Raw genomic sequence first — 12,613 nt, 5'->3', positions numbered from 1 at the left:
AGATTCTGTAAACCACCTTCCTGAATCGACCAGCGCAAGGCGCGTTCCCCCTGAGCCCGTTACTGCCGCCCGCAAGCACTACGCATTTCAGAAGTGGGAATGTGTTCGGTTCCTTTGCATCCATGCTTGATCGATAGCTCAATTGGGTGCCATTGATGGCGGCGACGGTGCTCTTATCGGATCTTCAGTTTTCAGCGATAGCGACAGGGGGGGCGCCGCTGACCTGGTACCCACCCGTCGAAGTCAGACCCCACCTGGCTCGCCGAAACATTGACGGCCAGCCGGAACGGTTGCCATGCCAGCGCCTGCCAGTCGCGCATCTGACGGCAGGCTGCGCCCAGCACCCAAGCACCGATTTCATGCATCAGGCCAGACGATTCGGTCACGGGCAGGAACTGGCCCGGCGGCAACAGTCCGAGCATCGGGTGACGCCAGCGCAACAGGGCTTCCGCGCCGACAATCTGGTCACTACGCAAATCGACAATCGGCTGGTAGTGCAGATCAAGCTGACCGCCCGCAACCGCAACCGCAACCGCAACCGCAACCGCCAGCGCCAGCGCCAGCGCCAGTTGCGCCACCGTCCATTCAATGGGTTGGGAAGCGCTCATGATCGCCCCCTGAAGGCCCGCAGCAGCCGCGTCACAGACAGGACAAACAAACCGGTCAGCGTGAGGGCTGCAATACCCCAATACTCCCCGATGAACGCGCCGGCCGTTGTTCCCGCGAGCACAATGGCGAGAATCGGCAAATGGCAGGGACAGGTGAGCACGGCCAGCGTGCCCCACAGGTAGCCGGTGAACGGCTTGTGTGTCTCGGTCGGCAAGCGCTCGGGGCTGTTCATGGCAGACTCTCCGCGTGCTGGGCCGGCTCGGTCGGCAGGGTGGCCAACTGCACTTCCAGATCGGCCAGCGCTTCGCGCCGACGTTCGACGAACTGGCGCAGCACGGCAAGCTGCGTGGCCGCTTCGTTGGCGTCCGCAGCATCCAGCGCCCGATACAGCCGCGTCAGTGCGTCCAGGCTAATGCCCGCCTCGAAGGCGGCCCGCACGAAGCACAGGCGTTGCAAGGCGGCGTCATCGAACGCCTGGGGTGCACGCCACCGGCCGCAGCAGTCCGCGCAGCAGGTAGTCGCGCACGATATGCACGCTCACCCCGGCATCAAGGGCCAGCCGGGACACTGTGTAGGCGTTCATTGAACACCTCCTTTTTCCCTCATCCGGCGCAGCAGGAAAGCTGCTTCACGTCCTTGCTGAACGTCTGCGCCGCGAGCTTCAAGCCCTCGACCATCGTCAGGTAGGGGAACAACTGGTCGGCCAGTTCCTGCACCGTCATGCGGTTGCGAATTGCGAGAACAGCCGTCTGGATCAGTTCGCCTGCTTCCGGGGCCACCGCCTGCACACCGATGAGCCTTCCGCTACCTTCCTCAATGACCAGCTTGATAAAGCCGCGTGTGTCGAAATTGGCAAGCGCACGCGGCACGTTGTCCAAGGTCAGGGTGCGACTGTCGGTCTCGATCCCGTCGTGATGCGCTTCCGCTTCGCTGTAGCCCACGGTCGCCACTTGCGGATCGGTGAACACCACGGCCGGCATCGCGGTCAAGTCGAGGGCCGCATCTCCGCCCGTCATGTTGATCGCGGCACGGGTGCCGGCCGCTGCCGCCACATAGACGAACTGCGGCTGGTCAGCGCAGTCGCCAGCCGCATAAATGTGCGGCGTGCTGGTGCGCATGCCCTTGTCGATGACGATGGCCCCTTGCGCATTGACGGTGACCCCCGCCGCGTCCAGTGCCAGGCTGCGCGTGTTCGGTGTCCGTCCGGTAGCGACCAGCAGCTTGTCGGCGCGTATTTCACCGTGCCCCGTGGTCAGCACGAATTCGCGGTTCACATGCGCGACCTGGCTGGCTTGCGTGTGTTCCAACACCGTGATCCCTTCGGCACGGAAAGCGTCGGTAACGGCCTCGCCGATGGCCGGGTCTTCGCGGAAGAACAGCGTTCTGCGCGCCAGGATCGTGACCTGGCTGCCCAGCCGGGCAAAGGCTTGCGCCAGTTCCAGCGCCACCACCGACGAGCCGATCACGGCCAGGCGTTCGGGAACGGTCTCGCTGACCAGCGCCTCGGTCGACGTCCAGTACGGTGACTCTTTCAGGCCCGGAATCGGCGGCACGGCCGGACTGGCACCCGTGGCGACCAGGCAGCGGTCGAACATCACGACGCGCTCACCACCCTCGTTCAAACGGACGACAACGCTCTGGTCGTCCTTGAAACGAGCTTCACCATGCAGAACGGTGATGGCTGAATTGCTGTCCAGGATGCCTTCGTACTTGGCATGGCGGAGTTCATCGACGAGGGCCTGCTGCTGGGCCAGTAGTTTGCTGCGATCAATCGCAGGCACAGTCGCGGTGATACCGCCGTCGAATGGGCTTTCCCGGCGTAAATGGGCGATGTGAGCGGCGCGGATCATGATCTTGGACGGCACACAACCGATATTGACGCAGGTGCCGCCGATGGTGCCGCGCTCGATCAGCGTGACGTGCGCGCCTTGCTCGACGGCCTTCAGCGCCGCGGCCATCGCGGCTCCACCGCTGCCGATCACCGCGATCTGCAACTGGTGTTCACCGTCACTGCGCTCATCAGCGGCCCCCATCCAGCCGCTCACCTTGTCGAGCAGCCCGGTGCAGTTGTCCGTCGGTGGCGCATCGGCGAGCGTTGCTTTGTAGCCCAGTCCGACCACGGCGGCAGTCAGCGCATCCGGTGACGTGCCCGCCTCGGTGGCGAGTTGCGCTGTGCCCTTCGGATAGGACACCAGCGCCGACTGCACGCCGGGCACTTTTTCCAGCGCTTCCTTGACGTGCGCCGCGCACGAGTCGCAGGTCATGCCGGTGATTTTTAGATGGGTCATGCAACAGATCCTTTATCGTTTGTGGCGCCAGGCAATGACGTCAAATGTGCTGCGGTGCCGTTTTCAGTGACTCACTGCTTGACGCTGGACGGATAGCCCGCGTCCCCGGTGGCCTTGGTCAGCTTCTGCACGCTGGTCTTGGCATCATCGAAGGTGACGACGGCTTCGCGCGTCTCGAAGGTCACATCAACTTTGCTGACGCCTTCGACCTTGGAAATCGCCTTCTTGACGGTGATCGGGCAAGCGGAGCAAGTCATGCCCGGTACGGACAGCGTGACGGTCTGGGTGGCGGCCCACACGGGGGCAACAACGGCAACGAGGGCGAGGGAGGCAAACAGTTTTTTCATAGTGAACTCCTGTGATTAATAGAAAAATGGCATGACGTAGGGAAATCCGAGCGCGACCAGAACCAGCGCGGCCACGACCCAGAAAATGAGCTTGTAAGTAGCGCGCACTTGGGGAATCGCGCAGACCTCACCCAGTTTGCAGGCTTGCGCCGGGCGGTAGATGCGCCGCCAGGCGAAGAAAAGCGCCACCAGCGCCACGCCGATAAAGATGGGGCGATAGGGTTCCAACACCGTCAAGTTGCCGATCCAAGCGCCGCTGAACCCCAAGGCGATCAGAACCAGCGGCCCGAGGCAGCAAGCCGAGGCGAGGATGGCGGCCAGCCCTCCAGTGAAGAGGGCGCCGCGCCCGTTTTGAGGTTCAGGCATACGCTTGTCCTTTCGAATCTGAATTGGATAGCTTAAGCTTACTTCCGTACCAATGTACGGAGTCAAGCAATATGGAGAACAATTTGAAGGATCTGACCATCGGCCTTTTCGCCAAGGCGGCCGGGGTCAACGTGGAGACCATCCGCTTCTATCAGCGCAAGGGCTTGTTGCTGGAGCCGGACAAGCCCTATGGCAGCATCCGCCGCTATGGCGAGGCGGATGTAACGCGGGTGCGCTTCGTGAAATCAGCCCAGCGGCTGGGCTTCAGCTTGGACGAGGTCGCCGAGCTGCTACGGCTGGATGACGGCACCCACTGCGAGGAAGCCAGCAGCCTGGCCGAGCACAAACTTCAGGATGTGCGCGAGAAGATGGCCGACTTGGCTCGCATGGAAAGCGTGCTGTCTGAACTGGTGTGCGCCTGTCATGCGCGGCAAGGGAACGTTTCATGTCCGCTGATTGCTGCGCTGCAAGGGGAGAAAGAACCGCGCAGTGCCAACGCGGTGTAGCCGAGGGAGCTACGCCTTAGCGTGCTTTATTTTCCGTTTTCTGAGGTGCTTCAACGTCAGAAAAGACCGTGCGGCCGACTTTTGATATTTCGTGCTGTTGTCTTTTGAAAATGACAGCCACGCAGCCTCTCGATCAGCAAACTCGACGCCCCTAAGGGGGCCGCCCTAAGCCTGCCTCACGAAGCCTCAGTGTCAGGCTGATCGCGTTTTCTCGGCTTTCTCATCAGCACATAGGCCGCAGGAATCACAAACAAGGACAGCAGCGGCGCTGTCACCATACCGCCCAGCATGGGGGCCGCGATGCGGCTCATGACCTCCGAGCCTGTCCCGCTGCTCCACACGATGGGCACCAGGCCCGCTAGGATGACAGCCACGGTCATGGCCTTGGGGCGCACGCGCAGCACAGCACCTTCCCGGATCGCATCCAGCAGCTCTTCCAGCGTGGGCTGCCTGCCGTCTGGACATCTCTCTGCGAGTGCCTGCTTGAGGTAGATGAGCATGACCACCCCGAACTCTGCCGCGACCCCCGCCAGAGCGATGAAGCCCACACCGGTGGCGATGGACAGGTTGTAGTTCATCAGGTACAGGAACCAGATGCCCCCAGTGAGCGCAAATGGCAGTGTCGCCATGATCAGTCCCGCCTCGCCCATGCGCGAGAAGGTCAAGTACAACAGCACGAAGATGATCAGCAAGGTGGCAGGCACCACTACTTTCAGGCGGGCATTGGCCCGCTCCAGGTACTCGAACTGGCCTGAGTACGTGATGCTGACCCCGGGCTCCAGCTTGATCTGGCGGCTCACCGCATCGCGCAGGTCATTGGCCACCGATGCCAGATCGCGCCCCCGCACATCGACATACACCCAGCCCGATGGGCGGGCGTTCTCGCTCTTGAGCATGGGCGGCCCATCGGTGATGGAGATGCTGGCCACCGTACCCAGCGTGATCTGCTGACCCATGGGGGTGGAGATGGGCAACTGGGCCAGGCGTTCTGGGGAGTCTCTCCATTCACGCGGATAGCGCAGGTTGATTGGGAAGCGGGCCAGGCCCTCGACCGTTTCCGAGACGTTTTCACCACCGATGGCCCCGGAGACCACGGCCTGGATTTCGCTTACGTTCAGCCCGTAGCGCCCTGCGGCCGTGCGGTCGATGCGGACATCGACGTAGCGCCCCCCCGTCAGGCGCTCTGCCAACGACGAAGTCACTCCCGGAATGCCCTTGGCGACCTGCTCGACTTGGGCAGCGATCCCGTCGATCACCTTCAGGTCGTTGCCGGTCACCTTGACCCCGATGGGACTCTTGATGCCCGTCGCGAGCATGTCGATCCGGTTGCGAATCGGCGGAATCCAGATGTTGGACAGGCCGGGGATCTTGACGGCCTTGTCCAACTCCTCGATCAGACCCTCGGGCGTCATTCCTGGACGCCATTGGTCTCTGGGCTTGAGCTTCACCGTGGTCTCGAACATTTCCAGTGGTGCCGGATCGGTGGCGGTCTCCGCGCGGCCAGCCTTGCCGAAGACGCGCTCGACCTCGGGCACCGTCTTGATCATCCGGTTGCTCAATTGCAGAAGCTCCGTTGCCCGCTGTGCCGACAGACCCGGGAGCGCCGACGGCATGTACAGCAGATCGCCTTCGTCCAGCCTGGGCAGGAACTCGCCTCCAAGCCGCGACAGTGGCCAGATCGTGGTCGTCAGCGCCAGCACGGCGATGACCAGTGTGGATTTGGGGCGGTGCAGAACCCATTCCAAGCAAGGCCGGTACACGGCAATCAGCGCGCGCGTGATCGGGTTTTTCTGCTCGTCAGGGATACGCCCTCGGATCCAGTAGCCCATGAGGACGGGGATCAGCGTGACCGAGAGAGCCGCTGCTGCGGCCATCGCATAGGTCTTGGTGAACGCCAGCGGTCCGAACAGGCGACCTTCCTGTGCTTCCAGCGTGAAGACGGGCACGAAGGACAAGGTGATGATGAGCAGCGAGAAGAACAGCGCGGGGCCCACCTCCTCGGCGGCTTCGGTGATTACCTTCCAGCGCTCTTCCCCCACAAGTTGGCGGTCGGGATGCTTGTGCTGCCAGGCCTCCAGCTTCTTGTGGGCGTTCTCGATCATCACCACCGCCGCATCAACCATGGCGCCCACGGCAATCGCAATCCCGCCCAGGGACATGATGTTGGCGTTGATGCCCTGGTAGCGCATCACCAGAAACGCCGCCATGATCCCCAGCGGCAGAGAAATGATGGCGACCAGCGCAGAACGCAGGTGCCAGAGGAACAAGACACAGACCACAGCCACCACGATGAACTCCTCCACGAGTTTGGTGGTGAGGTTCTGGATCGCCCGCTCAATGAGTGCGCTGCGGTCGTAGGTGGTGACGATCTCCACACCCTGCGGCAGGCTGCTTTGCAGTTCGCTGAGCTTGGCTTTGACGGCTTTTATGGTTTCCTGGGCATTCTTGCCCGAGCGCAGGACCACCACGCCACCGGCCACCTCGCCCTCGCCGTCGAGTTCGGCGATACCGCGCCGCATCTCCGGTCCGATCTGGAGTGTTGCAACATCGCCCAGGCGCACGGGAATGCCGGCGCGTGACACCAGCGGGATGGCCCGGAAGTCGTCCAGCGTCTTGAGGTAGCCGCTGGCGCGCACCATGTACTCGGCCCCGGACAACTCCAGCACCGATCCTCCCGTTTCCTGGTTCGCTCCCATGATGGCCTCACGCACCTGCCCCTGGGTCAGCCCTTGGGCTGCGAGTTTGATCGGATCAAGCACCACCTGGTACTGCTTGACCATGCCGCCCACCGACGCCACTTCCGCGACATTGGGTAGGCTCTTGAGTTCGAACTTCAGGAACCAGTCCTGCAGGGCCCGCAGCTGGGCCAGGTCGTTCTTTCCGGTGCGGTCCACCAGCGCGTACTGGTAGATCCAGCCGACCCCGGTGGCGTCGGGGCCGAGCGACGATTTGGCCGTGGCGGGTAGTCGTCCCTGCACTTGGTTCATGTACTCCAGCACGCGAGAACGCGCCCAGTACAGGTCCGTGCCATCCTCGAACAGGATGTAGACGAAGGAGTCGCCAAAGAACGAGAAGCCGCGCACTGTCTTGGCGCCCGGGACGGACAGCATGGTGGTGGCCAGTGGGTAGGTCACCTGGTTTTCCACGATCTGCGGCGCCTGGCCGGGATAGGAGGTGCGGATGATGACCTGGACATCCGACAAATCGGGAAGAGCGTCCACGGGGGTGCTGCGCACGCCCCACACACCCCAAGCGCTCAGCATCACGGTTGCCAGCAGAACCAGGAATCGGTTCGCCACCGACCAACGGATCAGACGTGCGATCATGGCTTGACCCTTTCCACGGCAGTGATCACGAAGTCCTTGCCTTGCTGCTGGAAGGTGAACTTGACCTGCTGCTCCGGTTTCAGGGCCTTGGCCAGCTCTGGGTTTGCCAGCTTGAATGGCATGGTCATGCCGGGCCACTTCAGTTCAGGCACGGCCTCGTGGGTAAGGGTCAGCTCGGTTGGCGTGACCTCATCGACCACCCCTCGCACCGTAAAGCTCTTGGACGCCGGAGCCGCAGAGGCCGAGGAACCCTGTTCAGCGATGGGTTGTGCGCTGCTGCCGGGAGGTTGAGCGGGCATGATGCCTCGCAGGCTGGCTTCCGAGTCGATCAGGAACTGCGCCGAGGCGACCACCTGCTGCCCTGCGGTGAGTCCGCTTTGAATGACGAGTCGGTCATCGATTTCCGCGCCAAGTTGTACCTGGACGGGGTGGTACTTGCCGGGGCCGTCCACCACGTAAACCAGTGCCCGCTTACCGGTTCGGATCACTGCTTCGCTGGGCACCAGCAACGCTGGCTGTGTGCGTCCCGCCAGGACAATCTGCCCGGACATCCCTGCTTTCAGGCGCTGGGTGGGGTTGGGAAGCTCCAGGCGCACGCGCACCGTGCGGGTGTCCCGGTTGGCCTCTGGGAGGATGCTCACGACACGGGCTTTGAGGGTTTCGCCCGGAAACGCGGCCAGGCGGACCTGGGCGTCCTGCCCCAGTTGCAAGGGACCGCTTTGCGCTTCAGGAACGGCCGCTTCGATCCAGACGCTGGCCAGACCGTTTACGCGTACGAGACTGGCACCCGCAGAGACCGTCATGCCCTGGCGCACCATCAGTTCGGCCACCATCCCTGCTTGTGGGAAGGTCACCGTGTAGCGGCCCTGAGGTTCGCCCGTGCGCTCCACCTGGGCCACGAGCGAGGCAGGCATGCCCAGCAGTGACAACCGATGACGCGAAGCGGCCGTCAGCGACTCTTCCTTGAGCGCCCGGACAGCGAGGAACTCGCGCTGCGCAGCCACCCACTCAGGCAGCAGTAAATCGGCCAATGGCGCGCCTGCGGCCACCACGTCACCCGGGGCCCGGGCATAGACACGCTCCACAAATCCTGCAGAACGCGCCTGGACGATACTCACATCCCGGTCATTGAGCTGGACCGTGCCCAGCACGTCCACATCGGATCCAATGTCGCGCTGCTCCACGGCGGCCGTGCGTAGGCCGAGGGCTTGCACCGCCTGGGCGGAGACGCTCAGGCCGGAGCTTTCCTGATTGTCCTCATCCGCATACTTGGGTACCAAGGCCATGTCCATGTAGGGGGACTTGCCTGGCTTGTCGAACTTCTGCGTCGGCGACATCGGGTCGTACCAGTACAGCACCTTGCGGTCGGCTTTTGCTGCTTCTGTCGATGCGGGACTGGCTCCCACTGCGTGGCTGTTCGCGGTNACCAAGGCCATGTCCATGTAGGGGGACTTGCCTGGCTTGTCGAACTTCTGCGTCGGCGACATCGGGTCGTACCAGTACAGCACCTTGCGGTCGGCTTTTGCTGCTTCTGTCGATGCGGGACTGGCTCCCACTGCGTGGCTGTTCGCGGTGCGCCATTGGGAGACGCCCCAACCGAGGGCGATGCCAGCAGCCACCAGTGCCACGGCCACAGCGGTCTTTCTGAAAACGGTATTGGTCATGTGGTTCTCCCTTCAGTCGGCAATCAGGCTGTTCAGGCGGGCAATCACGGTGTCCCGCTGTGCCTGCAGATCAATGAGCCGCCAGTGCGTCTCCCGCACTTGGGCCCGAGCCGCCAGCACGGCGCTCAAGTCGCCTTTGGCAGACTGGTAATTGGCCAGCGCGAGTTCAGCACGCCCCTGTGCCAGACCCATGCCAGCCGATTGCAGCCGCTCGATCTGACTGTTCAGTGCCGCCAGCTCTGAGGCGCTGTCCTCCAGCTCCTGCAGGTGCCTGCGGGTCACATCTTCCTGCTCTGCTTCCAGGCGCTGCAGCTCCAGCTGCTTGGCCTTGATCTGAGGTGCCTGGCGTCGCTCCTGTTGCCAGGGAAGGTCAAAGGTCACCTGGAAGGACACCATGTCGCCCCAGCGCCGGTCGCGGCGGCTGTAGGCCACTTCCCAGGACCAATCACCCTTGGTTTCTGCCTGGGCTTCGCGCGTCTCCGCCAAGGCCATGCCCTGCATGGCGGGGTACAGCGCCAGTTCGGCATGGCGGTGTACCTCCGAGCGCAGCTGGTCCAAGGGGCGGCTCAAGGACCCTGGAGTGCCCTGCAGTGCCTCGTCGGCACGGGCGCCAACCCAGCGCCGCAACATCGCCCTGGCCTTGGACCGCTCCCGCTGCAGATCGTCCCTGCGGTCCGACAACGCAAGCGCCTCCTGCCTGGCCATCAGGAGGTCTCCCGCCTGGGCCGTCCCCCCCGCAATGCGGGCAGGCAGGCTGTCTTGGAGGCGCTGGTTCTCACTCAGTAAACCGGCAAGTACCTGGTCGCGCTGTTCAATTGCCTGGGTCATGATCCACGCTTGGCTCAGCTCCTGGCGGATCTGCAGGCGCTGGACCGCCAGGGTGGCGCGTTCACGCTCCACCTTGGCCTGTGCACTGGCGATCTGGGCATCGCGCTTGGCCCGGTTCGGCACCTCCTGCATCAGCGCCAGGCGCTGCATGGTCATGGACTCGCGTGTGAGGCTGAAGCGGTCCATGCCGCTGATGGGAAAGTTCTCGATCCCGACTGAGAGCTTGGGATCCGGCAGGGTTCCAGCCGCTTTCTGAGAGCTGCTGGCCGCATCAACCTGCAGCCGCTGGGCCACGATGCGGGGGCTGTGCTGCTCTGCCAGATCCAAGGCCTCGGAGAAGCCCAGGGCGTGGGCCTGGTTGCCAGCCAAGACGATGCCGGATAGCAGCAACCCGAGAGCGCCAAGGCGCAGTTGGTAGAGTTCGCGCACCTGGATGCGCTGCGAGATGGGATGAATGCGCTGGTGCGCAGACGGGCGCTCGCAGGGAGCGCCAAAGGAGACGATGGGCATGATGGTCCTCGAAATGAAGGGGCACGAAGTCAGACTTGCGCAAACGCTGCAAGGCAGCGCGCAAGACGTGCACGATCAATTCCGAAAGACCTGATGGGTGAGATAGATGGGGGGAGAGCCTGCTCGACTGTCCAGATCCGCGTAGACAGCCCGAGGGTCAACATGGCGCTCGGAGTCCAGAATCGCAGGCAGCACATAGGCGACCCAGATGGCGTGCGCAGCGAGCGCCTGCAGATCGAGACCTTGGAGCGAGGGGGAAGACAAGCTGTCGCCATCACAATGGGCTCGGCACAGCTGGGGATCTTGCTCATCCATGGTGCCCGCCATCGCGTGGCAATCGGGCATGGAGGGCATGCCGACGGCATCTTCCATCGCCATGCCCGCTTTTTGCATCAACGCCGCATGGGCTGCGGAGTCCAGCTTGGGACAGGCATAGGCGGCCAACGCGAACTGCATCAGAAGCAACGCCGCAATCAGAACGCTGGCTATCCAGCGTCCTTGGCGCGATACGGTGCTTCTAGCGAAGGTCATGGTGCGCATGGTATCCCCAGCGGTGGCCACGGACTTAACCTAGATCAAATCCGGGCCTGCCGAGCCATCTCAGCCCTTGCGAAGCCGCAGGGCATTGGCGATCACGGACGCCGAACTCAGGCTCATCGCCAAGGCAGCGATCATCGGCGACAGCAGCCAGCCGGTGAAGGGATACAGCAGCCCTGCGGCAATCGGTATGCCCAGCGCGTTGTAGAGGAAGGCGAACATCAGGTTCTGCTTCATGTTGCCCACCGTTGCGTCCGACAGCTCCCGCGCTGTGGAAATCCCCCGCAGATCGCCCTTGACCAAGGTGACCTGGGCACTGTTCATCGCCACATCGGTGCCTGTGCCCATCGCAATGCCCACATCCGCTTTGGCCAGAGCGGGCGCGTCGTTGATCCCGTCCCCTGCCATGGCAACGACACGGCCTTCGGCTTGTAGTCGGGACACCAAGGCTAGTTTGTCCGCAGGCTTGACCTCGCCATGGACCTCATCAATCCCCAACTTAGCACCTACCGCCTTGGCAGTGGTCATGCCGTCACCCGTGGCCATGACGATGCGAAGCCCCGCCGCGTGCAAGGTAGCCAGAGCTTCGGGCGTGCTCGCCTTGACGGCATCCGAGACTGCCAACAGTCCTTGCAGTTGCCCGTCAGCAGCCAGATACATCACGCTGGCCCCTGTGGCACGCAAGGCCTCCGCCTGCGCAAGCAGTGGATTGGCAGAAACGCCGACCTGCTCCATGAGGACTGTGTTGCCCAGGGCGAGCTGGCGACCAGCGACCTGTCCGCGCACACCGATGCCCGATCCGGACTCGAAGTCCTCGGGCTTGTCCAGCACCAGGCCCTTGGAACGAGCCGCCTGCACAATGGCATCGGCCAGCGGATGCTCGCTGCCTTGGTCCAGACTGGCTGCCAGGCGCAGCACTTCGTCCTCGGACAGACCAGGCATGGCCACCACACATTCAAAGGAAGGCTTACCCTCGGTGAGCGTGCCTGTCTTGTCAACGATCAGCGTGTCCACCTTGCGCAGGTTCTCGATGGCAGCCGCGTCTCTGAACAGCACGCCGCTGGTCGCCCCCCGGCCTGTGGCCACCATGATGGACATGGGCGTTGCCAGGCCCAACGCACAAGGGCACGCGATGATCAGCACCGCAACTGCATTGACCAGGCCGTAGACCCAGCGTGGCTCTGGACCGAACAGGCCCCACGCGAACAGCGTGAGCAATGCGATACCCACCACGGCCATGACAAAGTACCCCGCCACTTGGTCAGCCATGCGCTGCATGGGGGCCCGTGAGCGCTGTGCCTGCGCAACCATCTGAACGATCTGCGACAGCATGGTGGCCGAACCCACCCGCTCGGACCGGATCACCAGAGCGCCGTTGGTATTGAGGGTGGCACCGATGACGGCATCGCCAGGCCCCTTGACGATGGGCACCGGCTCGCCAGTGAGCATGGCTTCGTCCACCGCGCTGCTCCCCTCGACCACCACACCATCCACAGGAACCTTCTCGCCAGGCCGCACGCGCAAGAGGTCTCCCACATGGACATGGGACAAGGGAACATCACTCTCCTGACCGTTGGTGTCAATACGCCGCGCGGTCTTGGGGGCCAGGCCCAGCAGCGATTTGATGGCGGC

Annotated in this window: 10 protein-coding genes and 3 pseudogenes; 1 reads left to right on the top strand and 12 read right to left on the bottom strand. The window is 63.4% G+C overall.

The annotated features are described in order from the left end of the window. Positions 1–227: 227 nt before the first annotated feature. The 6 genes and pseudogenes from A1D30_RS03205 to merT form a co-directional block, all read right to left on the bottom strand. Positions 228–608, bottom strand: a pseudogene (locus A1D30_RS03205) (EAL domain-containing protein); the annotation flags it as partial. Next, complete coding sequence (merE, locus tag A1D30_RS03200) at positions 605–841, bottom strand: broad-spectrum mercury transporter MerE (protein ID WP_063459342.1); 237 nt, start codon at positions 839–841, stop codon at positions 605–607. The pseudogene A1D30_RS03205 and the gene merE, both read right to left, overlap by 4 nt. Further along, positions 838–1,192: pseudogene (gene merD, locus A1D30_RS03195) on the bottom strand (mercury resistance co-regulator MerD). The gene merE and the pseudogene merD overlap by 4 nt, the downstream one beginning before the upstream one ends. Before the next feature lie 19 nt (positions 1,193–1,211). Continuing rightward, positions 1,212–2,897, bottom strand: coding sequence for a mercury(II) reductase (merA, locus tag A1D30_RS03190; RefSeq protein ID WP_063459341.1), 1,686 nt, complete (start codon positions 2,895–2,897; stop codon positions 1,212–1,214). Between the two features lie 71 nt (positions 2,898–2,968). Further along, complete coding sequence (gene merP, locus A1D30_RS03185) at positions 2,969–3,244, bottom strand: mercury resistance system periplasmic binding protein MerP (protein WP_063459340.1); 276 nt, start codon at positions 3,242–3,244, stop codon at positions 2,969–2,971. A 15-nt stretch (positions 3,245–3,259) separates the two neighbouring features. After that, complete coding sequence (gene merT / locus A1D30_RS03180) at positions 3,260–3,610, bottom strand: mercuric ion transporter MerT (protein ID WP_063459339.1); 351 nt, start codon at positions 3,608–3,610, stop codon at positions 3,260–3,262. 71 nt (positions 3,611–3,681) lie between these two features. Here merT and merR point away from each other — a divergent pair, with 71 nt between their 5' ends. Further along, positions 3,682–4,116 carry an Hg(II)-responsive transcriptional regulator gene (gene merR / locus A1D30_RS03175; protein ID WP_063459338.1) on the top strand — a complete coding sequence of 145 codons (435 nt, stop codon included), beginning with the start codon at positions 3,682–3,684 and terminating at the stop codon, positions 4,114–4,116. A 176-nt stretch (positions 4,117–4,292) separates the two neighbouring features. On the opposite strand, the gene A1D30_RS03170 is transcribed toward merR, so the two are convergent. From A1D30_RS03170 to A1D30_RS03150, 6 genes and pseudogenes are all read right to left on the bottom strand, one after another. Further along, on the bottom strand, positions 4,293–7,442 hold the full coding sequence (locus A1D30_RS03170; protein WP_063459337.1) for an efflux RND transporter permease subunit: 3,150 nt from the start codon (positions 7,440–7,442) through the stop codon (positions 4,293–4,295). Next, a pseudogene (locus tag A1D30_RS03165) lies at positions 7,439–8,866 on the bottom strand (efflux RND transporter periplasmic adaptor subunit); the annotation flags it as partial. The gene A1D30_RS03170 and the pseudogene A1D30_RS03165, both read right to left, overlap by 4 nt. A 1-nt stretch (position 8,867) precedes the next feature. Beyond that, positions 8,868–9,106 (bottom strand): heavy metal-binding domain-containing protein (locus A1D30_RS26625; RefSeq protein WP_277922012.1); only part of this gene is annotated, 239 nt, incomplete at its 3' end. 12 nt (positions 9,107–9,118) lie between these two features. Continuing rightward, positions 9,119–10,444: a TolC family protein gene (locus A1D30_RS03160; RefSeq protein ID WP_063459336.1), complete on the bottom strand. Its 1,326-nt coding sequence runs from the start codon at positions 10,442–10,444 to the stop codon at positions 9,119–9,121. A gap of 75 nt (positions 10,445–10,519) precedes the next feature. Then, a complete protein-coding gene (locus tag A1D30_RS03155; RefSeq protein WP_242421767.1) occupies positions 10,520–10,984 on the bottom strand; it encodes a hypothetical protein in 465 nt (154 codons plus the stop codon). Positions 10,985–11,044: 60 nt separating this feature from the next. Next, positions 11,045–12,613 (bottom strand): copper-translocating P-type ATPase (locus A1D30_RS03150; protein WP_063459335.1); only part of this gene is annotated, 1,569 nt, incomplete at its 5' end.

The sequence above is a fragment of the Acidovorax sp. GW101-3H11 genome (assembly GCF_001633105.1).
GTDB lineage: Bacteria > Pseudomonadota > Gammaproteobacteria > Burkholderiales > Burkholderiaceae_C > Acidovorax.
Note: the sequence above shows the minus strand (reverse complement) of the source record. Positions and strands in the feature narration are given on the sequence as shown.